Source organism: Embleya sp. NPDC056575, from assembly GCF_042793325.1.
In the GTDB taxonomy this organism is placed as follows: Bacteria; Actinomycetota; Actinomycetes; order Streptomycetales; family Streptomycetaceae; genus Embleya.
The window spans coordinates 107,391-130,992 of the sequence record NZ_JBHTVA010000016.1 but is presented as its reverse complement, the minus strand read 5'-3'; the positions used below and the strand labels follow the sequence as shown (position 1 = coordinate 130,992).

The 23,602-nt window shown below is 73.9% G+C and carries 15 protein-coding genes; 4 read left to right on the top strand and 11 right to left on the bottom strand.

The features are described 5' to 3' along the window. Positions 1–2,449: 2,449 nt before the first annotated feature. The 8 genes from ACFRCG_RS15300 to ACFRCG_RS15265 all read right to left on the bottom strand — a co-directional run bounded on the left by ACFRCG_RS15300 (position 2,450) and on the right by ACFRCG_RS15265 (position 14,686). The gene (locus ACFRCG_RS15300) at positions 2,450–4,225 is read right to left on the bottom strand and encodes an ABC transporter ATP-binding protein (protein WP_380031704.1); all 1,776 of its coding nucleotides are present in this window, start codon (positions 4,223–4,225) and stop codon (positions 2,450–2,452) included. A gap of 285 nt (positions 4,226–4,510) precedes the next feature. Then, positions 4,511–4,648 (bottom strand): VenA family class IV lanthipeptide, encoded by a 138-nt coding sequence (locus ACFRCG_RS15295; RefSeq protein ID WP_380031702.1) that lies wholly within the window; start codon positions 4,646–4,648, stop codon positions 4,511–4,513. A gap of 77 nt (positions 4,649–4,725) precedes the next feature. Further along, entirely contained in the window at positions 4,726–6,543 is a 1,818-nt protein-coding gene (locus ACFRCG_RS15290) for a prolyl oligopeptidase family serine peptidase (RefSeq protein WP_380031763.1), read from the bottom strand. A 5-nt stretch (positions 6,544–6,548) separates the two neighbouring features. After that, positions 6,549–10,070, bottom strand: coding sequence for a lanthionine synthetase LanC family protein (locus ACFRCG_RS15285; RefSeq protein ID WP_380031701.1), 3,522 nt, complete (start codon positions 10,068–10,070; stop codon positions 6,549–6,551). A 435-nt stretch (positions 10,071–10,505) separates the two neighbouring features. Next, complete coding sequence (locus ACFRCG_RS15280) at positions 10,506–11,174, bottom strand: response regulator (protein ID WP_380031699.1); 669 nt, start codon at positions 11,172–11,174, stop codon at positions 10,506–10,508. After that, a complete protein-coding gene (locus tag ACFRCG_RS15275) occupies positions 11,171–12,436 on the bottom strand; it encodes a sensor histidine kinase (RefSeq protein WP_380031697.1) in 1,266 nt (421 codons plus the stop codon). The genes ACFRCG_RS15280 and ACFRCG_RS15275 overlap by 4 nt, the downstream gene beginning before the upstream one ends. Positions 12,437–12,522: 86 nt before the next feature. Further along, positions 12,523–13,287: an SDR family NAD(P)-dependent oxidoreductase gene (locus ACFRCG_RS15270; protein ID WP_380031696.1), complete on the bottom strand. Its 765-nt coding sequence runs from the start codon at positions 13,285–13,287 to the stop codon at positions 12,523–12,525. A 97-nt stretch (positions 13,288–13,384) separates the two neighbouring features. Beyond that, a complete protein-coding gene (locus ACFRCG_RS15265; protein ID WP_380031694.1) occupies positions 13,385–14,686 on the bottom strand; it encodes a PASTA domain-containing protein in 1,302 nt (433 codons plus the stop codon). Positions 14,687–14,852: 166 nt separating this feature from the next. Between ACFRCG_RS15265 and ACFRCG_RS15260 the strand changes: the two genes are divergently transcribed. The 3 genes from ACFRCG_RS15260 (at position 14,853) to ACFRCG_RS15250 (ending at position 17,801) form a co-directional block, all read left to right on the top strand. Continuing rightward, positions 14,853–15,680 carry a Nif3-like dinuclear metal center hexameric protein gene (locus ACFRCG_RS15260; RefSeq protein ID WP_380031692.1) on the top strand — a complete coding sequence of 276 codons (828 nt, stop codon included), beginning with the start codon at positions 14,853–14,855 and terminating at the stop codon, positions 15,678–15,680. Positions 15,681–15,894: 214 nt separating this feature from the next. After that, positions 15,895–16,638 carry a zinc ribbon domain-containing protein gene (locus ACFRCG_RS15255; protein WP_380031762.1) on the top strand — a complete coding sequence of 248 codons (744 nt, stop codon included), beginning with the start codon at positions 15,895–15,897 and terminating at the stop codon, positions 16,636–16,638. Next, positions 16,635–17,801 carry a bifunctional RNase H/acid phosphatase gene (locus ACFRCG_RS15250; protein WP_380031689.1) on the top strand — a complete coding sequence of 389 codons (1,167 nt, stop codon included), beginning with the start codon at positions 16,635–16,637 and terminating at the stop codon, positions 17,799–17,801. The genes ACFRCG_RS15255 and ACFRCG_RS15250 overlap by 4 nt, the downstream gene beginning before the upstream one ends. Positions 17,802–18,038: 237 nt before the next feature. Here ACFRCG_RS15250 and ACFRCG_RS15245 read toward each other — a convergent pair whose 3' ends face one another. The 3 genes from ACFRCG_RS15245 to ACFRCG_RS15235 form a co-directional block, all read right to left on the bottom strand. Continuing rightward, a complete protein-coding gene (locus tag ACFRCG_RS15245; protein ID WP_380031687.1) occupies positions 18,039–19,754 on the bottom strand; it encodes a methyltransferase in 1,716 nt (571 codons plus the stop codon). Between the two features lie 33 nt (positions 19,755–19,787). Further along, the gene (locus ACFRCG_RS15240) at positions 19,788–20,954 is read right to left on the bottom strand and encodes a 4-hydroxybenzoate 3-monooxygenase (RefSeq protein WP_380031760.1); all 1,167 of its coding nucleotides are present in this window, start codon (positions 20,952–20,954) and stop codon (positions 19,788–19,790) included. A 159-nt stretch (positions 20,955–21,113) separates the two neighbouring features. After that, a complete protein-coding gene (locus tag ACFRCG_RS15235) occupies positions 21,114–22,331 on the bottom strand; it encodes a hypothetical protein (RefSeq protein ID WP_380031685.1) in 1,218 nt (405 codons plus the stop codon). A 168-nt stretch (positions 22,332–22,499) separates the two neighbouring features. Here ACFRCG_RS15235 and ACFRCG_RS15230 point away from each other — a divergent pair, with 168 nt between their 5' ends. After that, complete coding sequence (locus tag ACFRCG_RS15230; RefSeq protein ID WP_380031683.1) at positions 22,500–23,462, top strand: alpha/beta hydrolase; 963 nt, start codon at positions 22,500–22,502, stop codon at positions 23,460–23,462. Positions 23,463–23,602: the final 140 nt, after the last annotated feature.

The window sequence follows — 23,602 nt, the reverse complement described above, 5'->3', positions numbered from 1 at the left end:
GACCGACGGTCGGTCGGATGCGGTTGGCGGGGGCCGGAGTCCGAATCGACCTCACCACCAACGGAGCCGGCCTCGGTCGAGCCCGGCGCCTGCGGCCCCCCGCCCGATACTTCGCCCGCCGGCTTCGCCCCCCGAACCCGCCAACGCCGTCCCGGACGAACCTCCTCCGGGGCCGCTTCCGAACCGCTCGCGTGGTCCGGCCGCCCGTCCGCTCCACCCATACCGCGGATCCGCCGCCGCCTTTCGACCGAGTCTCCCGGACCGACCGGCGGAGCCGCTGCCGACGCCGGCTCGCCGTCCGGGCCCAACCCCGTTGCGACCGGCACCTGTTGCCGCTTGCCACTCCAGGCACGCCGCCGGCGATCTCCATCGGCCTCGCGTGCCACGTCACCGCGCGCGGACACCTCACCCGAGGCCGAAGCGCCCACCCGGTCCTCCGCCGAACCCCCCTGCGCCCCCGTGCGTGAGATGCGTCGACGCCCTGTGTCGGGCGTTCCTGCCGTGTCGCCTCGGGTGGGGTCCACGCCCGCGCCCGAGGCGGATGGGCCTTCTTCGCCTGCGGCCGGTTCCCGGCGCTGGTTGGTGCGCGGCCTGTGCCATCTGCGGCCCGGGGCGGGCGTTTCTGTCGTGCCGCCTCGGGTGGCGTACGCGCCCGGGTCGGGGGCGGATGCGGGGCCTTCCTCGCCTGCCGCCGGTTCCCGGTGCCGGCCTGCGTCGGGTGTTTCTGCCGTGTTGCCTCGGGTGGGGTCCATGCCCGCGCCCGAGGCGGATGCGGGGCCTTGCTCCGCTGTCGCCGACTCCCGCCGCCGGCCCGTACCCAGGATTCGTCGGTGGCGTCCCGCGTCGGGTCGTTGCGCCGGGTCGGTCGGTGTGGGCTTCGCATCGGAGGCCGAGCCGTCCTCGTGGCTCGGCGCCGATATCGCGGCCGCCGGTCGGGCGTCGGCCCGTGGGCGGCCGAGCGGGTCTGCCGGGTCGGTACGCGTGAAGGCCGCCGGCGTCGGGTCGCGTGTCGAGTCGTCCGTGGCCGACTCCCGGACCGGGTTCGGGCCCGGGCGTCGGCCGGTGTGCAGGAGTCGGCGGCGAGCCTGCCCGTTCGGTGGGCTCTGTACGTCGGCCCGCGCGGGGGTCGGGCCGGATTCCGAGGTGGCCGGTGCGTTGTCGGCGCTCGGCTTCGGTACCGCCGCCTCGCGTCGTCGGCCGGCGCGCGGGATCCGCCACCCGCCTCCGTTTGCCGGCGTTGGTCGTGTCTCGATCGGCCCGGGCTCCTCGTCGGTGTCCCGACGCGGCGCCGCTGCGCGGTGTGGGCGGTCGGGGCGGGGCGCTCGTCGGCGGCCCGGACGGTCGGGTGATTCGTCCGGGTCGACCGGGATCGGGGGTTGGGCGACCTCCGGCGTGGTGCCCGACCACACCACCAGGCGGCGGGCGGATCGGGTCCCCGTGGCCCGGGGCGGCTCGCGGTCGCCCTCGTCGGAAACGGTGGCGCGCTCGGCCGGCTCGGCGGGAAGGCCGCCCAGGTCCCAGACCGGGATCACCACCCGTCGTCGGCGGCCCGTTGGCCCGTCGTGGTCGTCGTCCGTCATCCGGCTTCCCCCTTCGGTCCCGGCCGGTTCGCCGGATTCCGTCCTGTCGTCGGCGGCATTCGCCCTCGGGCGCGGGGCGCTCGCGCGTGGTTCGACCATCCGCGTCGCGTGCACGGACACCGCCGAACACCAGGCCCACTCACCGCTCCGCCCCCCGACCGAGCCCTCACCCCGAGGCCCGATCGTGTCCCGGGGCCGGGACCCGCCGGTGGTCTCCTCGGGGGCATCGACCTCGGACCCGGTCGTGATGTCGACCTCGACCCGGCCGCCCGACCGGGACTCGACCTCGACCTCGGGCCCGGCCCAGGACCCCGACGAGGCCCGCGTCCGTGTCTTGTCCCAGGTCCCGACCGCCTCCCGAGGCGGGGACCCGCCGGCGGTCGCCACGGAGGCGGCGACCTCGCGCCCGATCGCGGCGTCGGAGCCGGCCCGGTCACCCGTCCGGGTCTCCTCCCAGGACCTGATCGGTGCCCATGACGGGGATCCGTGCCCACGGGCGGTCGCCACCGGGGCACCGGCCTCGGGCCTGGTCGTGATGTCGGCCCCGACTCGGTCGCCCGTCCCGGATTCGGCCTCGACCTCGGGCCGGGCCCATGACCCCGGCGCGGTCTCCGTGCGGGTCTCCTCCCAGGACTTGATCGCGGCGCGAGACGGGGATCCGTGCCCGCCGGCGGTCGCCACGGGGGCATCGGTCTCGGGCCCGGTCGTGATGTCGGCCCCGACTCGGTCGCGCGTCCCGGATTCGGCTCCGATCTCGGGCCGGGCCCATGGACCCGAGGCGGCCTCCGGCCATGTTTCGCGCTCGGCGCCGGCTCGGGTGTCGGCTTCGGTCTCCGCCCTCGTCTCGACCCCGTCCCCCCTCGCCTCCGTCACGTCCGCTTCTCCCTCGTGAACACCGCGCGGTATGCCGGGTCGTTCCACAGTTCCGTGTGTGGGCCGACGGCCTTGACGCGGCCGGATTCGAGCCAGGCCACGAAGTCGGCGTCGGCCGCTGCCGTGGCGCGGTGGGCGACGACGATTCGGGTGCGGTCGGCCAGGCCCGTGCGGAAGGCCTCGTGGATGTGGTGTTCGGTGACCGTGTCCAGGCCGCTGGTCGCGTCGTCCAGTACCAGGACTCGAGCGTCCTGCACCAACGCACGTGCCAGGCCGAGCCGTTGCACCTCGCCGCCGGACAGCGCCAGGCCGTCGGTCCGGGTCGCGTAGTCGGCCGGCAGTCGGCGGACGAATTCGTCCGCGTAGGCCATCCGGGCCGCCCCGGTCACCGCCTCCGGATCCGCCCCGGGCCGGCCGTACGCCAGCGCCTCCGCCAGATCGGCGCCCATCAGGACCGGGCGCGGAAACGCGTACGCGACCCCCCGCCGCAACTCGCCGCGCGCCAACCGGGTCACCGGCAGCCCGTCCAGCAGCACCTCGCCCTCATCCGGTTCGCGCAGCCGCCCCGCCAACGCCGCCAGCGTCGACTTGCCCGACCCGGACGCCCCCACCAGGGCCACGCACGCCCCCGCCGGCACCGTCAGGTCGATCCCGTCGAGCACCACCCGACCCTCGCCCGAGCCGACCTCCGGTACCCGCACCCGGACCCCCCGGAAGACCAGTTCGCCGCCCCCCGGTGGCAGGGTGCGCGCGGTGCCGTACCCGGCGGGCTCGACCGCCAGCAATTCGGCCGCCCGTACCCGCCCCGCGCGGGCATGCGCCACCCCGACCAGTGCCTCCACCTGCTCCAGGAACCCCAGACCGAGCGCCGCGTATCCGGCCGCCGCGACCAACTGCCCCGGGGGGATCCGCCCCTCGGCGAGCAACCATCCCGCCGTCGCGAGGACCGTCAACTCGACCATCGGCGCGAGCAGCAACACCTGGGCGACGGCGCCGCGCTGGGCCCGCCACAGGCCGTGCCCGGCGGCCGAGAGCTCCGGCAGCGGGGCCAGGATCCGGGCGATCTCCCGATCACGCGTGCCGCACGCGCGGATCGTCCGCGCCCCCGCGAGCGCGTCGGTCAACCGACCGGCCAACCCGCCCTGGACCGCCTGGTATCGAGTGAACAGGTCGGTCGCGCGGGCCATGAACACCCGTACCACGAGCAGCCCCGGCAGCAGCCCGCCGAGAAAGCCGACCGCGAGCCACGGATCGATCAGGGCCAGCGCGACGATGCCGCCGAGCGAGGTGACCAGCGCGCCGAGCGTGCCGAGCAGCGACGGGACGAGCCCGGCCGCGTCGGGCGCGGCGCCGACCAGCCGCGAGGTGACGTCGCCGGCGGGAAAAGGATTCCGCGACCCGGTGCCCAGGTCGGTGACGTGCACGGCGAGCCGGCGGCGCAGGCGCGCGGTGAGTTCGGCGGCCAGCCCCGGACCGGCGATCTCCGCGAGCAGCCCGGCCAGCAGGCCGAGGACCAGGACGGCGATCAGCCGTACGGTCGGCCCCGAGGCGGAGTCGCCGCGCGCCACCGCGTCCACCGAGCCGGCCACCGCCGCCGGCAACAACAGCGCGGCGATCGATCCGGCCGGGACGGCGAGCGCGAGGGTCACCGTCGCCCCGGGCGCGACCCGCAGCGCCCCGCGCACCCCGGTGCCGGTGCGATCCGTCGGCGCCGGCATCGGTGCCGGCGCACCCGCCGGGAGCGCCGGCGCGGCTATCGGGACGTCGACCACGGCGTGCCTCCTCGGATGCGCGGACCGTCGAGGGAAAAACGCGCGCGAGCGGCGTGCCCCCTGGGCGTCGGTCGCCCGGATTGCGATGCTGATCCGAGCCCGGTGACCGGGAGCTCCTGATTCCGGCAGGAACTCCCGGTCCCGGGTTCGTACTTGTCGAACAACCTGTCGACTCGAGCGAGGCGTCGACCGATCGTGCCCACGGATCGAGTCCGGGTGCCGAGTTCGGCGGCCGAGTGCGGCTCCCGAATCCGTGTACCGAATCCGTGTCCCGGACGCGGTGCGCTAGTTGATCGTGAAGAGCAGGCAGGTGATCAGCAGACAGGTGAACTGACACCCGTTGCCGCCGTGCCCGCCCAGCTCGACCGACTCGGTCTCGGGGAGCCGCTGCAGCGCGGCGAGGTCGGTCTCGATGTGCTCCATGGTGAATCTCCTTCGGGACGTACCGCCGCCGCGAGCGGTTGCCCGCGACGGGTGGTGCGGGGCGATTCCCCCTGTCGTCACACCCGACCGGTTCGCAGGAAACCGGCGAGATGGGCGTGGAGTTCGGGTGCCCCATCCCCGGCCAGGGCCTCGTGGCCGAGACCGGGAAGCTCCAGATAGCGAAAGTCGGCGCCCTCGACCCGGCCGTGCGCGAGCAACGTGTGACGCAGTGCCCTGGACTGGCCGACCGGGATGGTGTCGTCCCGGTCGCCGTGCACGAACAGCAGCGGTACGGCGATGCGTTCGCACACCGCGAGCACGTCGCGCGGCCCCTGGTCGTCGACGTATTCGGTGTCCCCGCCGAGCCGGGTCATCAGCGCGCGGATCGGCAGCGACGCCTCGGCGATCAGCCGCGGCCCGGACAGGAACGGCGCGACCGCGAGGCAGCGCGACCACGCGCCCGGCGCGAACGACGCGGCGAGCAGCGCGAGGTAGGCCCCGTAGCTGACCCCGAACAGGGCGGCCGGCGCGCGGCCGAAGGCGGCCCGCTCGGCGGCCAGGGTGCGGCCGATCGCGGTGACGTCGGCCAGGTCCGGGCCGCCCCACGCGCCGTGCAGCTCGCGGGCGAAGCGGGCGCCGTATCCGGTACTGCCGCGCTGGTTCGGCGCCACCACCGCGATGCCCGCCGCCGCGAGCCGTTGCAGCAGCGGATCGAACTCGAACCGCCACGCCGCCGCCGGGCCGCCGTGCAGCGCGAGCAGGACGTGCTCGGCGCACCGCCAGTCGGGGCCGCCGTAGACGATCGACTCGACCGGACCGGTCCCGCCGACCAGCAGTTCCAGATGGGCCGGCCGCCACTGGGGCCGGTCCGCGTCGTCGAAGCCGACGAACGGGCCCGGTTCGCCGTCCTGGCGCCACGACCCCGGCCGGGACGGGTCGAGCCGAGCCAGGCAACTGGGCCGATCCGGCGCGGAGAACGGGATCCGCAACCCCTGTTCGGTCCACCGGCCGACCGCGCCCAGGCACCCGTCGGGTGTGGCCGCCTCGACCAGTTCGCCATCCTCCGGGGTCCATACGGCCAGCCGCGAGATCGCCCCCCGGTCGAGCCGGACCGCCACCCGGCGGCCGTCCGGCGCGATCGCGATCGGGCGTACCTGCGCGTCGGGCACGTGTACGACCTCGGGAAACCGCACCCGGCCCGGCGCCTGCGTGCGGTCGGCGGGCAGCCGGATCCAGCCGAGCCGGTCCGAGCCCGGCGCGTCGCTCGCGATCACCAGCAGGCCGCCGACCGGATCGGCGAGCAGGAGCCGGTCGTTGCTCTCGTCGGTCAGCTCCAGGAACGGGCGTACGGTCGCCGTCTCCAGGTCGAGCGCGATGGTCTTGACCCGGCCGCCACGCACCTCGTCCAGCGCGAGCCGGCCGCCGTCCGGGTCGAGCCACACCCCGCCGCTGTACAGCCCCGACAATTCGGCGACGGGATCCAACCGCCCGTCCTCGCGGACCAGCCACACCGTCGTCGACGGGGACGTGTCCGCCCCGAGGGCGAGGGCGAGCGCGTCCGTACCGGGGTAGGGGAGCAGCCGCAGGCCCGGCAGCCGCACCATGGCCAAGTGCCGCTCGCTGCCCGCGTCGTCGGCTTCGAGCAGGACCAACTCGTGGCGTCCCGGCTCGTGTCGGCAGGCCATCACCCGACCGTCGGGCAGGGCGAGCAGCTGGGTGTGCAGCCGCTCGGGCGCACCGGTGCCGACCGGGATCGCGCCACTGGCCCGCCCCGGCCGCAACGACCACGACTCCACCCGCCACGTGCCGTCGCCCGGCGTGGCCAGGCACGCGGCGTGCCCGCCGTCGGCCGCGAACGACCAACTGATCCGGCGCAGCGGTCGAGTCGTCACCATGGTGCTCACGCTTCCTCACCGTCCAACCACAACCGCGCTCCGCCGTGGCGGAGCCGGAGCAGGAAGCCGAGGACACCGGCGGTGCCGGTGCCGTACGAGGCGGACACACCCGTGGCGCTCTCGTCGGCCGGCACCCGCAGGCCGTCGACGATCGCGGTCCGCACCCGCAGCTGATCGGCGATCTCGGCGGCCCGCGCACGATGGATCGGCTCGCCCACCGCCTCGGCCAGATCGAGCAGGAACTCCCCGTTGCCCGCGAGACCGTGGCACGCCGTGGTGCCCGAATGCCACCGGGCACGATGGGCCGCCGCGCCGGCCCGCTCGGCCAGGTCGCGGTGCAGCGGATCGTGGTCCGCCCGCCACAGCCGGATCAGGAACGTCCCGACGCCGGCCGAGCCGCTGCACCAGTACGCCAGCCGGACCCCGGCCGGATCGCCCGGACCCTGCGGCCACCACGCGCCGTCGCCGTCGACACGCGCGGTACGGGTGAGGGTGTGCGCCGCGGCCCGGGCGCCGTCGAGGTAGCCCTCGCGGCCGGTGGTCAGCGCCGCTTCGAGGAGGAATGTACCCACCCCGGCGACGCCGTGCGCGAATCCGAGGTGCGCGGCGCCGGCGAGGCGCGAGTCGAAGTCCCGCGGTACGGGCCACAGGGTCAGGTCGCCGGCCTGCCGGGCGGCGCCGAGCAGCGTGTCGGCACACGCGACGACGCGCTGCCGGAAACGTTCGTCGCCGGTGGCCCGCCACATCCGGACCTGGAGCAGACCGGCCCCGGCGGCGCCGTGGCACACGTCCGGGTTGGGCCAGGCGATCGGTACGCGCAGGGCGAGCTCGGCGGCGCCGGCGGCCAGTTCGGCGTCGCCGAGCAGCGCCGCCGCGTCGTGCAGCGCCCAGGCGGTGCCGGAACGCCCGAAGTGCAGCCCGGGTAGGAGCACCGGCTCGGCCGCGGCCCGATCGCGGAGCCAGGCGGCGCCGTCCTCGACCGCGCGATGCAGGGTGTAGCGCAGCCGGGGTTCGAGCGTGGTGGTGTGCGCGGCCCGGGCCAACACGCCGAGCACGCCTGCCGCGCCGTACTGCACACTGCACGGATCCATCGCCGCCGCGCCGGCCGACTTCGGCCACAGCCGATCCACCCGCCCGGGTGTCATCGTGGCCACGAGGTGCGCGAGCCCGTCCCGAAGCAGCGCGTCGTCCTCCGGCGGCTGCGGATGCGGCGGCACCTTGTCACCCTCGGTATCCGGATGCGGCCGAGGCCCATCCGGCACATCCCGCCGCCCGGCACATCGGGTCCGCCCGTCGGCGGCGCCACCGAGGCCGGACTCGCGACGGCGGCCGTCACCCACCGGACCCGCCGTTACGTGGTCCGCCCGACCGCCCGTCCGATCGCTCGCCGCGTCCGCGGCCTGGTCCGATTCACGGCGGCCGTCACCCGCCGGACCTGCGCGGTCCGACCCGCTACCTGCCCGGCCGCCCGCCGCGCCCGGCTCGTGGCCCGACTCGCGCAGAGGGCCATCGCCCGGCAGGTCCGCGGGCGCGCGGTCCGACTGGCCGCCCTCCCGGCCGCGGCACGCGTCCGCGGCGTGGTCCGATTCACCGCGACGTTCGTCGCCCGGCACGTCTGCGCGCATGCGCTCCGAGTGGCTGCCCGTCCGATCGCTCGCCGCGTTCGCGGCGTGGCCCGACGCGCGCCGAGAGTTGTCGTTCGGCTGCTCTGCCGGCACCTGGCCCGCCCGGTCGCCCGCCGCGCACACCGCCTGTGCGCGCGACCCGTCTTCCACGCCGGTAGGCGTCTTGTCGCCCGCCCCGGTGGCGGCCCTGCCGCTCGGCTCGCGCCGCGATTCGTCGTTCGGCCCGTCGTTCGGCCCGGTCGCCCTGTCGTCCGGCTCGCCGTTCGCTGCGTCGGCCGATCCACTTCTCGGCCCGGTGCACGGCCCGTCGCCCGAACCCGAGCGCACGTCGTCGACCGCGTCCGCCCCATCCCCGGCCGCCGGCCCCGCCACGAAGGCCGACGTCCGCTCCGCCGACCAGCGTTGTGTCGGGTCCTCGTGCCACAGGCCGCGGATCGCCGGCGCCAGGCGCTGTGCGGTTTCGCCGTTTCGGGCCGCCAACTCCAGCCACGCGCCCAGGCGTTCCACCGTGTCGCGGGTGGTGCCCACGTCCTCGGGCAGGGCCGGGTCGGCGCCGGTGGCGAGCAGGAAGAACAGGCCGCCGAGGCTGTACAGGTCGGCCGAGGGATGCGCACGATGGCTGCCGTCGACGCCCGGCCGCTGCTCCGGCGCCCGATAGCCGGGCGTACCCGCGGCACCGGCCGGCACACCGATCTCGGCGGCCAGCTCCAGATCCACCAGCCGCAGCACGCCGTCCGGCCCGACCAGCACATTCGTCGGCGACAGGTCGCGCATCACCAGACCCTCGCCGTGCACGGTCCGGACCAGCCGGATCAGCCCCTCGACGAGAGGCCGAGCGAGTGCCCACGCCACACCCGGATCCGCGGCATGCCGGACCACCCAGGCACGCAACGGCTCGCCCGGCACCCGCTCCTGGGCCAGGAAGATCGTCGCGTCCTCTTCGAGCAGCGCGACGTGCCGAGGGGTCACGCCGGTGTGCTCGAGCCGCCGCATCAGCACCGCCTCGTGGCGCAGCGCCGCACACGCGTCCCGCCCGGAGCGGTCCACCTCGATGTGCGCACGGGCCTGCTTGACCACGACGTCGGTGTCGTCGGTGGTGTCCTTGCCCAGGAACACGCCGCCCTTGGCGGAGTGCCGCAGCGCCGAGGTGACCGCGAATCGGCCGCCGATCAGCACCTCCGTCCGCCGAGGCGCCGCCTCGGACGCGTCGGCCGGCGCCGAACGGGCCCGCCGTACCCACGGATCCGGTGCCCACGACGGCGGAGTGAACCACGCCTCCCGAGCGTCGTCCACGGCCGACCCTTCGGGATCGGTCAGCACCGCGCGATAGCCGCCGTCGTTGCCGAGCACCGCTCGACGGCCGAATCCGCCGTAGCGGTAGTGCACCACGCTGCCGGGCCGGCACGGCCGATCGGAGAGGATGCCCGGGCCGGTCAGCTCGCGGGTGACCTCGTCGAGCGCGTCCACCAGTTCCATGAACTGCTCGTCGTCGTCGGGATAGACGGTGATGAACTTGCCCGCCGAAGCCCGGTCCGCGTCTCGGGAGTTGAGCATCCGCAACCGCTCCAGGTCACCGGCGAACTTGAACGCCACCCGACGGGGCAACAACACGTCGCACACCCGGCCGAGCACATGCGGGGCGTCTCCGGTCCGCGCGCTGACATGGATCTTCCAGCCCTGCGCGCGAGCCGCGTGTCCCGGCGGCCGTACGGTGCACCAGAAGTCGTCGGAGCGCACATCCCACGCATCGGCCGAGCCCGGGGCCCGCTCGCCGTTTCCCTGTTCCCGGGCACCGACCGCATCGCGATCGAGCGCCGCACGGACGCGGTCGACCAGGTTCGTGCCCGGCGCGCCGTGGCCGCCGGTGCGCTCCGCCCGGTGTCCGCGGGTCGTCGTCGCCATCCCTGGACTTCCCCCCTCGACAGTGCCCTCGCGCCCCGGCCGACGACGCGTCGCGCGCCCGTCGACCGATGCCCGGAAACGGTTGTCGAGCAACCGGGTGCCCCGGTCGCCGACGCGGCCGCCCCGCCTCGGATCGCTCCCCCCGACGGGACGGCATGACCGTATGCAGCGCCTTCGGGCCACCTCAACGAGTTGCGACCCCCTTCACCCAATTGAGTGAAGTGACCCGCATTGAGGGCCGGTTGGTCAGTTCATCTGCATATTCCCGCCCGGCCGCCATCCCCCCAGCTCAGCCCACTCACCGCCCCGCCCCCACACGCCAGAGGATGGCCCAATCGAGCGAGCCCCACCCGGACCCCCCACGCACCGCGATTCGGCCCCCGGTCCCACCGAATCACCCACAAGCCCAGGCAGCGCGGCCAGGCAGTCCGCCGCCTACTCGGCGATGCCGCGTTGTTGGGCCAGGATCGCGGCTTGGACTCGGCTGTTGAGGCCGAGTTTGGTGAGGATGCGGCTGACGTGGGTTTTCGCGGTGGCCTCGGCCATGTCCAGGTGGGCGGCGATGCGTTGGTTCGACATGCCGCGGCCCAGGCAGGCCAGGACGTCGCTTTCACGCGGGGTGAGTGAGGCCAGGGCCTCGGCGGGGACCTCCGGGCCGTCGGTCGGCCGGATCGGCGGGCTCGCGAACGCGTGGATCAGCCGACGCGTGACCTCCGGCGCGACGAAGCCGTCGCCGCGCGCGACCAGGCGCACCGCCTCGACCAACCGGGCGGCGTCGGCCGTCTTGAGCAGGAACCCGGCCGCGCCCGCGCGCAGGGCGCCGAACACGTACTCGTCCAGGTCGAACGTGGTCAGCACGAGCACGTCCAGGCCCGCCGCGGTCAACTCCCGAGTGGCGCTGATCCCGTCGAGGCGCGGCATCCGTACGTCCATCAGCACCACGTCCGGCCGCAACGTCCGGGCCAGCGCCACCGCGTCCTCGCCGTCGGCGGCCTCGCCGACCACCTCGATACCCGGCGCCGCGTCCAGGATCAGGACGAGCCCCGCCCGGACCGCCGCCTGATCCTCCGCGACCAGCACCCGCAGCGTCTCGGCGTCGCTCACCCGGTCCCACCTTTCGGCCCCGTCGGGGCGTTCTTGATCCCGCCGTCGAGCACCACGTCGTCACCGCACGGGAGTTCGGCCCGCAGATGCCACCGGCCGTCGCGCGGGCCCGCCTCGAACAGGCCGCCGAGCAACGAGACCCGCTCCGACATGCCGACCAGACCCGCCCGCGCGCCGGGCAGTCCGGTGACGTGGTCGGGGTCGATCTCGTTCTCGCCGATGATCACCACATCATCGGCGCGATAGGTGAAGACCAGGCGCAGCCGCTGCGGCGTGGCGTGCTTGAGGGCGTTGGTCAGCGTCTCCTGGACCACCCGATAGGCCGCGAGGTCGACCGGTGTGGGCAACTCGCGCACCACGCCGACGATCTCGATGTCCACGAGCAGCCCGGCCCGGCGCACGTGTTCGACCAGTCGATCGGTCTCGGCCAGCCGAGGAACCGACACCGGTTCCTCGGGAGTGTTCTCCGAGCGCAACAGACCGATCATCCGGCGCATCTCGGTGAGCCCCTGCACGCTGCTCTCCCGGATCACCTCCAGCGCCTCGCGCAGCCGCGCCTCGTCCAGGCTCTTCACGGACAACGCTGCGGTGGACTGGACCGCGACCGCGCTCAGGTGGTTGGCGATCACGTCGTGCAACTCGCGCGCCATCCGGGCACGTTCGGCGATCACGGCGGCCTGGTGGTCGAGTTCGGCCAGCCGCGCCGTCTGGGCGGAGCGCAGGCGTTCCACCTCGGCCTTCTCCCGATGCTCGCGCACCGAGAACCCGGTGAGCACGGGGGAGATGGCGACCAGGCCGATGTAGAAGACGCCGAGGACGAAGACCCGGAAACTGCGGGTCGTCGCCCAGATGGTGATCGTACTCACCACCAGCACCGTCAGATTGCCGTACAACAGGCGCCAGGCCAGCCGCGAACTGCCGTACACGCTGACCGCGTACAGCACGTCCGACCACATGATCAGGCCGCCGATCGAGGGCCCGAGCACGGTGTCGAAGCCCTCGCCGACGAGCCCGATGGCGAGTGCGAAGCGCGGCGACGAACTGCGGTGGCACTGGGCGACGGTGAGCAGCAGCAACGGCGCGAGCCGCAACCACGGACTCGGATCCCACACGTTCCAGATCACATACGAACGGGTGAAGAGCAGGACGAGCGCGCCCGCGAACACCACGCCGCCGATCGCGCAGTCGCGGCGGATCGGCGGCGCCAGGCCGGGCAGGTGCAGGGGCAGGGGGCGCTGCCACGCGGAGGTCTGATCGCTCACCACCCCATCCCAACATCATGGGGACGGGCGTGCCGACCATTGCCGCCGATCGATGGGGGAAATCTCCCGGTTCACAGCGATTACCGCTATTTCGGCTGAAAGCGAATCCCGCCGTCGAGCCGGATCACCTCGGCGTTGAGGTAGCTGTTCGTGAGCAGTTCGTACGCCAGCGAGGCGAACTCGTCGGGCACGCCCATGCGCTTGGGGAAGAGCACCTGCGCGCCGAGGGTGTCCTTGACCGCCTGCGGCGCGGCGGCGAACAGCGCGGTGTCCATCGTGCCCGGCGCGATGGTGTTGACCCGTACGCCGATCGCGGACAGGTCGCGCGCCACCGGCAGGGTCAGGCCGACCACGCCGGCCTTGGAGGCGCCGTACGCGGCCTGCCCGATCTGCCCGTCGAACGCGGCCACCGAGGCGGTGCACACGATCGCGCCCCGCTCGCCGTCGGCCTGCGGCTCGACCGAGGCCATCGCGGCGGCGGCCAGGCGGACGGCGTTGAACGTGCCGATCAGGTTCAGTCGGACGATGAACTCGAACGCGGCCAGCGCGTGCGGGGTGCCGTCTCGGGCCACGGTGCGCGCGCCCATGCCGGTGCCCGCGCAGGAGACCAGGGCGCGCAGCGGCGCGACGGCGACGGCCGCGTCCACCGCGGCCTGTACCTGCTCCTCCCGCGTGACGTCGGTGGCGACGAAGACACCGCCGATCTCGGCGGCGACCGCCTTGCCGCGTTCCTCGTTCTTGTCGGCGATCACCACGGAGGTGCCGCCGGCCGCGAGCCGGCGGGCGGTGGCCTCGCCGAGCCCGGAGGCCCCGCCGGTGACGATCGCGGACGCGCCGGTGAGATCCAGCATGAGCAAGCTCCCTTCGCCTGTTCTTGACTGAAGCAAGCTATTGCATGGCATGGGGAAGCGACCAGGCCCGTCGTATCGACCGGCCCCGGCCCCGCCGTCAGCGCGGCGCCGGCGACTCCGTGCTCGGCGCCGTCGCCACCTTCACGGTCACCGTCGAGCCGCGCCGAACCTTCGCCCCCTCGCCCGGAGCGCAGTCGACGACCGTGTCCTCCGGCGCATCGGCGGTCGGCACCCGCACGATGCGCGCCACCAGGTCGGCCCCACGCAACCGGGACTCCGCCTCGGACGACGACGCGCCGACCAACGGCGGCACCGTGGTCGTCGCCGGAGCGGTCGCCGTGGGGGAGGAGATCGGCGCGGTGGTGGTCGGCGGCGGGGTGGTCCTGGCCCCCGACATCACCACCACGACCTCCGCCCGCTCCCGGTCCACCTTCGTCCCGGCCGCCGGATCGGTGGACACGATCGTGCCGCCGCTGCCCCGGACGGTGCCTCGGAAGCCCTTCTCGCGCAGCAGCGCGACGCCCTGCGCCTCGCTCATCCCGACCACGTTCGGCACGGTCGGTCTGGTGGGCGCGCTCGTGCTGGGCACGGCCGAGTCGCTCGCGTCCGGCGTGCTGGTCACCGGCGCCTCGGTGGTCGGACCGGCGGCCGGCCTCGGGCTCGTCGACTCCGGCGCGGACGTGGTCGGATTCGTCTCGGCCGCCGGCGAGGTGTCGTGCGAATCCGCCATCGCCATGCCGACCACCACGGCCACCACGATCGCGGCCACGATGGCGAACACGGCCGCGACGACCTTGGTCCGCCGATTCCCGTTCCGGTGCTCGCGGGCGACCGCGGCGCCCGCGGTCGCCCCAGCCGCGCCCCACGCCCCCGCGCCGGCGCCGGCGACCACCCGTACCGAGAACGGCGCGCACGCCGCCACCCGCATGTCCCGGACGGAGACCACCCGCACCGGCACGTCGTTCTCCTCGACGACCCGGGAGTCCTCCTCGAACGCGCTGCCGCCACCGTCCGCGCCGACCTCGCCGAGGCCGAACATCCCGTTCGGCGCGAGCTGGTCCTCCACGTCCGGGGGCACCGTGTACACGATCGTCCAGGTCCGGGTCTCGCCCGGATGCAACTCGGGCGGCCCGGGCCGGTCGAGGCCGATCCGCCGGGCGGCGTCCCGGGGCAGTTCCGGGTCGTAGACATCCGACACGCTGCCCGTGTTGCGCAGGGTCAGCGTCACCATGACCGTCTCGCCGGGAACCGCGGTGATCCGACGGGGCTCGCACCACGCCTGTACCGCGCAGGCCGGGTCGCCCATGCGCTGACCGTGCAGGTCGGTGCCGCATTGTTCGCCCGGGCAGTACGCGTCCGTCTCCAGATAGGGCGTACCGCACAGCAGACAGTGCAGCATCGTCGTCGTCCCCCTCGTGTCGTACGACAGTGCGAGCCTGCATACCGCACAAACGCTTCGGATGGGGCCGACTTCACCCAACCCGGAGGTATTCCGGTGTGCTCCGTCACCGTCCGTCCGGGATGCCCGAATCGGGGCGGCGGGCGCGGAGAGGTAACCTCCCTTCGTGCCCAAGCTTTCCGACGTCGTCGCCACCCTCGAACGGATCTACCACCCCGACTGGGCCGAATCCTGGGACGCGGTCGGGTTGGTCTGCGGCGACCCGGACGCCGAGGTGCGCTCGGTGATGTTCGCCGTCGACCCGACCCTGGCGGTCGCCGAGGAAGCGCTCGCGCGCGGCGCCGACCTCCTGGTCACCCACCACCCGCTCTTCCTGCGCGGCGTGCACTCGGTGGCCGCGACCGGGTTCAAGGGGCGCGTCGTGCACCGGCTGATCACCGGCGGTTGCGCCCTGCACGTGGCGCACACCAACGCCGACTCGGCCGCCCCCGGCGTCTCCGACGCACTCGCCGCCGCCCTCGGGCTGACCGTCACCGCGCCGCTCGACCCGGCCCCGGCCGACCCGAGCGAGTGCCGGGGCATCGGCCGGATCGGCGAGTTGGCCGCCCCCGAGACGCTGGCCGCGTTCGCCGCCCGGGCCGCCCGAGCCCTGCCCGCCACCGCGACGGGCCTGCGGGTGGCCGGCGACCCGGATCGCCTCGTGCGTACCGTCGCGGTATGCGGCGGCGCGGGCGACAGCCTCTTCGCCGCGGTCCGGCGCAGCCGTGCCGACGTCTACGTCACCGCCGACCTGCGCCACCACCCGGCGTCCGAGGCGCTGGAGGCCGGCGGCCCCGCGCTGCTCGATGCCCCACACTGGGCCACCGAGTGGCCGTGGTTGCGCTACGCGGCCGACGAACTCACCCGTGCACTGACCGCCGGCGGTACTACGGTGGAAACCCACGTCTCGGAACTAGTCACCGACCCATGGACGTTCCACACACCGCATCCCTGAACACCGCCGTACACACAGCCACACCGTCACGCAGCCACACCACACTTGCCACACCGCGACCGGGCACCGCGACGCGGGTGATCGGGCCCGCCCGGCCCGTCCGTCGTCCGCGGCACCCGAACCCACCCACCGAACGCACCGGGTGGCCGGGTGGGAAGACAACCTCCCGCCCACCCGAGCCGTATCCACCCGAGCCGTATCCAAGGAGCCCCCGCTGAACGCCGCGCCCGCCGACCAGCTTCGCCTGCTCGACCTCCAGGCCCTGGACTCGCGAATCGACCTGCTCGCCCACAAGAAGCGCACGCTGCCGGAGAACGAGGAGATCGACCGCCTCGGCTCGCAGCTCGCCCGGTTGCGCGACCTCGTGGTCGCCGCCGAGACCGAGGAGAGCGACGCGGCCCGCGACCAGGCCAAGGCCGAGCAGGACGTCGACCAGGTCCGCAAGCGCGCCGAGCGCGACCGGCAGCGGCTCGACTCGGGCCACGTCACCTCGCCCAAGGACCTGGAGAACCTGCAGCGCGAGGTGGCCTCGCTCGCCAAGCGCCAGGACGACCTCGAGGAGGTCGTCCTGGAGGTCATGGAGCGCCGCGAGGAGATCCAGGGCCGCCTGGGGCAGCTGGTCGGCGAGCGGGACGCGGCGCAGACCGCCCGCGACGCCGCCGAGGCGCGCCGCGGCGCCGCCGAGGCGGAGATCGACGCCGAGGCGGACGCCGCCCGCAAGCAGCGCACGGTGGTCGCGAGCGCGATCCCGGCCGATCTGATCAAGCTGTACGAGCGCATCCGCGAGCAGTCGCACGGCGTGGCGGTGGCCCCGCTGTTCCAGCGCCGCTGCGAGGGCTGCCGGCTGGAGCTGGGCATCACCGACCTGGGCGCGATCCGGGCCGCGGCGCCGGACGCGATCGTGCGCTGCGAGAACTGTCGGCGCATCCTCGTCCGCACCGCCGAGTCGGGCCTGTGAGGCTCGTCGTCGAGGCCGACGGCGGCTCCCGGGGCAACCCGGGCCCGGCGGCCTACGGCGCGCTGGTGCGCGACGCGGACACCGGCGAGGTGCTGTACGAGATCGCCGAGGCGATCGGGGTGGCCACGAACAACGTGGCCGAGTACCGGGGCCTGATCGCGGGGTTGACCGCCGCGCACACGATCGACCCCACGGCGACCGTGGAGGTGCGGGCCGACTCCAAGCTCGTGGTCGAGCAGATGTCGGGCCGCTGGAAGATCAAGCACGCCGACATGCGCGACCTGGCGACCAAGGCCCGCGGAATCCATCCGTCCGGACAGGTCACCTACACGTGGATCCCGCGCGAGCGGAACAAGCACGCCGACCGCCTCGCCAACGAGGCGATGGACGCGGCGGCCAAGGGCCGGGCCTGGACCCCGCAGAACTCCACCGCGTTCGCGACGGCCGGGCCCGCCGAGGCCGCGCCGGCCGCCGAACCCGCGCCGAGCGAGTCGACCCCGGCGCCCAAGGCGCGTCCGACCGCTCCCGGCTGGGGTCCGGACCTGGGCCGCCCGACCACCCTGGTGCTGCTGCGTCACGGCGAGACCGCGCTCACCCCGCAAAAGCGCTTCTCCGGCACCGGCGCCGACCCGGAGTTGTCCGAGCGCGGCCGGTGGCAGGCCGCCCGCGCGGCCGAGGCGTTGGCCGCGCGCGGCACCATCGAGGCGATCGTGTCCTCGCCGCTGGGCCGTTGCCGGCAGACCGCCGAGGCGGTGGCGCAGCGGCTCGGGCTGAAGGTGCGCGAGGAGCCGGGCTTTCGGGAGACCGACTTCGGCGCGTGGGAGGGGCTGACCTTCGCCGAGGCGCGCGAGCGTACGCCGGACGCCCTGGACGCGTGGCTGACCTCGGCCGACGCGGCCCCGCCCGGCGGCGAGAGCTTCACCGAGGTGGCCCGCCGGGTCGAGGTGGCCCGGGACAAGACGATCGCCCGGTACGCCGGCCGCACCGTGCTCGTGGTCACCCACGTGACGCCGATCAAGACCCTGGTCCGGATCGCCCTCGGCGCACCCGCGGAGTCGATGTTCCGGATGGAGCTGTCGGCGGCGGCGATCAGCGCGGTCCAGTGGTGGTCCGACGGCAACGCGTCGCTGCGCGTCTTCAACGAGACGGCACACCTGCGCTGACGGGGCGGCCGCGCCGGCCACCCGACCCGGCCGGTCCGGGCCGGGCCGGGAGCGCAGGTCGCCCGACCCGGATCGAACAAAAGTTTGACCCCGCTGCGGAGAGTGTGGCATAGTGGCGAGTGCCTTCAGCGTGCCCGCCAGTGGAATCCGGGCGGACCACGCGGAGGACCAAGCTTCCGAAAGCCCCGAGCCGATCCCGGCCGGGGCTTTCGTCGTATCGAGCCCCCGCCTCCGGTCTCAGGGGCGTGACGCGTCGGCCCTGCGGGCGTGCAGCACACTCGCGCCCAGCGGCAGCGGCGAGGCCTCGACGAGCCGGAGCCCGGCCTCGCCCAGCAGCCGGCCGTAGTGTTCGACCCCGCGCTCGCGGCCCCCGACGTTGCACATCATGTGCAGGTCCCAGGCGATGGCCGGCGCCGGGGAGCCGTCGGCCGGCAGCAGGCGCTCGACGACGAGCAGGTCGGCGTGCGCGGGCATGGCGGTCGCGCAGTGCCGGAGGATCCGCCCGCAGCGCTCGTCGTCCCAGTCGTGCAGGACGCGGGAGAGCACGTAGACGTCCCCGCCCGCCGGCACGTCCGCGAAATCGCCGGCCCGGTACACGCAGCGCTCGCCCACCCCGGCCGCGTCGAGCGAGCGGCGGGCGGCCGCCACGACGTGCGGGCGCTCCAGCAGGACGCCGCGCAGGTTCGGGCGCGCGGCGAGCAGCCGGCCGAGCAACTCGCCCGTACCGCCCGCGACGTCGACCACGGTCCGGGGCTCGGCCGCGCCGCCGGCCGCCGTGAACACCGGGTGCGCGGACAGCGGATCGAACATGTGCGCACTCGCGGCCATGGCCTCGTCGAAGCAGGCGGCGAGTTCGGGCCGGCGGGCGAAGTAGTCGAAGTGATTCTCGCCGAACAGTCGCTCGAAGCCGGTGTGTCCGGTCCGCACGGTGTGCGTGAGCAGCGCGAAGGACCGATAGAACGGGCCGCCGTACATCAGCGCCAACGGCCGCATCGAACCCGGGGAGTTCGTGCGCAGCAGCGCGCCGACCTCGGTGAGCCGGAAGCCGTTCGGGTCCGCCACGACCACGCCCAGCATGGCGAGGTAGCGCAACAGCCGCGCCAGGCTCGGCGGATCGGCGTCGACCGCTCGCGCCAGTGCCGCGAGCCCGACGGCGGCGCCGGTCTCCATGGCGTCGGCCAGACCCAGCCGCGCACACGTCGCGAGGGCCTGCGTCGTCCACGCACCGGTCGACAGCCGCAGCAGCGTCTCGGCGGGCTGCCGGGCCCGGAAGTCCGCCAGGTGGGCGGCGAGCACCTGCCGGTGGTCGCCGCCCGCGTACAGCTCCAGGCGACCGTACCCGGCCTTCGAGTCGGCGGGAGCGGTGAAGTAGAAGACCGTGCCGTCCTCGTGCGGGTTGTACCCGCCGCCGTCGGCGAGCGCCCCGTGCCGGGCGAACGTCGCGCACAGCCCGCGCAGCACCAGCGGATCGGGCCGCTCGACCTCGAACGCCAGGTGCTTCTCGTGCTCCCGCTCCCGCTCGTGCGCGGCGATGTCCGCCAACCCCGACCCCGGCGGCACGGGGAGCACGAACACCTCGACCGCCCGGCGCTCGCCGTCCAGACCCCGTACGGCGGGGCGCAGGATGCCCACGTCGAGATCGGCGACGTCGCGCCGGTGTCGTAACGCGAGCCGTTCGCGGACCACCACGCTGGGCAGCCGCGGGTCGTCCGCGTCCAGCCCGTGCGCGGCCAACTCCGCGCGCAACGCCGCCACGCTCGGCGGGCACACGAGCAGCCCGGCGTGCACGAAGCGGCAACGGTCCACGAGCGCCCGCAACTCCGGTCCGTCCAGGCCCGGCAACAACAGCGCGAGCAGCGTCGCGGTGTCCTGGCGTCGGACGATGTCGATCGCCGCGCTCAGGCGGGCCGTGTCGTCACGGCCGTTCGTCCTCGTCGGCGTCTGCGCGGTCATCGAAGTGACTCCCTTGTCGTGATGGATTTTTCGTCACACGCCGACGTAGTTCTCGGCGAACCAGTCCTGTTGGGCCCGTGAGGTGCGCAGCGACTCGACGCGCGAGCGGCGCAACCCGTCCCGGAACAACGTCTCGTCGTCCGATCCGGGCGGGCGGTGCAGCAGCCGGACCATCCACGACGAGAACTCCTGCGCCCGCCAGATGTACGCCAGGCAGCGTGCCGAATAGCGGGCCAGCGGCTCGGGGTCGGCGTGCACGAGGTCCGCGATCAGCGCGTGCGCCAGGATCTCCGCCTCCAGGACCGCGAGGTTCGCGCCCTTCGCCGCGGACGGGCTCACCAGGCTCGCCGCGTCCCCGACCAGGAACAGCGAGCCGTGACGCAGTGGTTCCAGCACGTCCGACTCCAGGTCCACGACGGCGCGCCGGCGGATCGGACCGGTCCGCAGCGGCCCGTAGTCCGCCGCGCGCATCCGCACCGCCAACTCGTCCCAGATCCGCTCGTCGGGCCAGGCGTCGATCGGGGTGCCCGGTTCGCACTGGAGGTAGTAGCGCGTGGTGTCCGGGGTGCGCGCCATGTGGCCGGCGAAGCCGCGCGCGTGTATCGCGTAGCCGACGGCGTCCATGCTCGGCGGCGCGTCGGCGAGCACGCCCAGCCAGGACACGCCGTGGTCGCGCCGGTGGTGCCGGACCGCACCGGGCGGGATCGACCGCCGGGCGGCCCCGTGCCGGCCGTCGCAGCCGGCGACGTACCCGGCCGTCCAGCCGCCGAGGCGCCCGTCGGCCCCACGCACCCGCACGGACGGCCGCGAGGTGTCCGCGTCGACCACGGCCGTCGCCTCGGCCCCGAACCGGATCCGCCCGCCCGCGTCCAGATACCGCGTCAACAGGTCCGTGACCAGGTCCTGCTGCTGGTAGACCGTGTGCGCCTCCCCGCTGCCGAGCCGGCCGTAATCCAGCCGGAAGCGCTCACCCTCGGTGCGGAACTCGCAGACGCGGTGCTCCCGGCCCCGCCTGCGCAGGCCCTCGGCCAGGCCGTTGCGCTCCAGCACCCGCACGGTGTTCGCGGCCAGGAACCCCGCCCGCGCCCGGGTCTCGATGTGTGCCCGGGTGGCCCGTTCCAGGACGACGCAGTCGATCCCGTGCCCGTGCAGGATGTTCGCGAGGACAAGCCCCGCGGGCCCGGCACCGAGGATGACCACGTCGGTCGTGTGGCGTAAGGTCCACGCATTGTGATGTTCTGTCACGGGAATGGATGCTAATCGTCGGTAAATGCCCAACTATTCGGCCATCACCCGAATGCCGATCACAACAGTCGCGGCAGGTACATCCACGGCGGGCCGCAGGCCGGCCGGCCCCGGTCAGATTCCGTAGTGCCACGTGGTCAGCATGTACGCGCCGTACCACATCCCGAACAGACACGCCCCGCCCAGCACCAGCACGGCCGTGCGGGTCCGGGCTCGGGCCAACACCGTCGCCAGGGGTACGAAGAACAGCAGCGTGGGGATCATCAGCCGCAACTTCGAGTGGTAGTAGTTGCTCTGACACAGCGTCATCACCAGGATCGACAGCCCGTACACCGCCAACGGCGGCCAGATGCGCCGGTTCAGCGCGACCAGCGAGCCGACCACCGCCGCGATGATCAGCACCGCCGTGCTGACCGCTATCCACTGGTCGCCGTTGCGCAGCGTGTCGGTGAGGAAGTGCCGGACCGCGTCCCCGTTGTCCCACTTGGTGCCCCACCCGGCGTCCTGGATGGTGAACCAGGCGTCGATCTCGCCCAACCGCTCGCCCACCCACAACAGGTAGAGCGGCATCCCCAGGCACGCGATCGCACACGCGGCGATCGGCGCGGACATCGGCCGCCGATGCCGCCACATCTCCATCAGCGCCGCCACACCGAGCGCGGCGATCGCGGCGATGCCCGCCGGTCGGGTCACGCTCGTCAGACACGCGAGCAGGCCCGCGGTCAGCCAGGCCTTGCGATGCGCGGCCAACAGTGTGCCCACCGCGAGCGCCAGGAAGAGCGTCTCGCTGTAGGCCATCGAGAACACCACGGACATCGGTTGCGCGCCGCCCACCAGGACGACCATCACCAACGCCGCGCGCCGGTCGTACAGGCGCGTCATGAACACGTACAACACGCACATCGCGGCGGCCGTGGCCAGGTGCCCGGCGATCAGGCCGGCCGTCTCGTAGTCGGTCCCGGTCAGATAGTGCACGATCCGGACCAGGCCCGGATACAGCGGGAAGAACGCGAGCGTGTTCCCGGTGAGGTCGCCCTCGGGGGTGTACGTGAAGCTGTCCGGATAGCCGTGCGCGGCGACGTCCACGTACCAGTGCGCGTCCCACTGCAACAGCCGATCCCGCAGGCTCGGTCCGCCCGGCGGAATCATCCACGAGAGCACGAGCAGTTGCGCCAGCGCGGTGGCGGCGTAGACGGCCAGCGGTCGCCACAGGAGGCGAAGGCCGCGCTCCACGAACGACAGGGCTCCCGACACGCGCTCGTCGGATGCGCCCCGGCCCGGTCCGGACGGGGGCGCGCCCGGTATCCGGGGTTCGTCGATGACGGTCAACACGTACTCCTCGTTGGGTTCGTCTATTGAACGCTGGGGGCAACTGGGACGGTTGACGCCCTTCGTGCCGTTTCTGTGTGGCCTATGTCACGCGCTCGACTTCTGACGCTCTGTCAACTCCGGGCGTGAAGTTCTACTGTGCTGCTTCGTAGTTCCGTTCGGAGGAGTCGCATGCCCGTCGCACCGCAGATCCAGCCGATCCTCGACGCTGTCGCCGCCGCGCCGCCCCTTCCGGCCGACCTGCCCCTGGCGGAGCGTCGTGCCGCGTCGAACAAAGGTCTCGAGACGACCATCCTCGCGTCCGTCGAGCCCGCGCCGAAAGATGTGACGACGCGGGAAGTGAGCATCACCGTCAAGGAGCCCGAGCCGGGGAAGATCACCGCCCGCGTGTACACGCCGGCCGGACCCGCGCCGAAGGGCGGTCGTCCAGGCTACGTGTACCTCCACGGCGGCGCGTGGTGGCTGGGCTCGGTCGACGCGTCCGACAGCCACTGCGCGCACATCGCCGCGGAGAGCGGCGCGGTGGTGGTCTCGGTCGAGTATCGCCTGGCCCCCGAGTTCAAGTTCCCCTGGCCCCTGGAGGACGCGTACGCCGCGTGGATCTGGGTCCAGGAGCGCGCGTTCCAGTTGGGCGTCAACGCGGACAAGGTCGCCATCGGCGGCACGAACGCGGGGGCCAACCTGGCCGCCGCCTGCGCCCTGATGTTGCGCGACCGCCGCCAGCCGACCCCGGTGGCCCAGGTGCTGGACTGCCCGATCCTGGACCTGACCCTGGCGCGGCCGTCGGTGGCGGAGAACGGCGAGGGCTACCTGCTCACCCGCGCCGACCTGGAGTTCGCGATCGCGCAGTACCTGTCCAGCCCGCGCAGCGAGGCCACCGACCCGCTGGCCTCACCGCTGCATGCCGAGGACCTGGCGGGGCTGCCCACCGCGCTGGTGCTCACCGCCGAGTACGACCCGGTGCGGGACGAGGGCGAGGCCTACGCGAAGCGCCTGGCGGAGGCCGGCGTCGTGGTCGAGAGCACGCGCTGGGACGGTTTCGTGCACGGGGCCGGCGAGCTGACCGCGGTGCTTCCCGAGGCGCGCGAGTATCGCTCGACGATGGCGGGGTTCCTCAAGCGCACCCTGGGCTGATCCGGGCGCGGGGCCGCCTCACCCGCCCCCGCCCCGAACATGCGGCGGCCGGGGCCCCGGGGGGGGGGGGGGCGGGGCGGCCCCCCAGCCGACCCCCCCAGGGGGGAGCCACAACAAAAAGCGCCCGGGGCACCCACAGA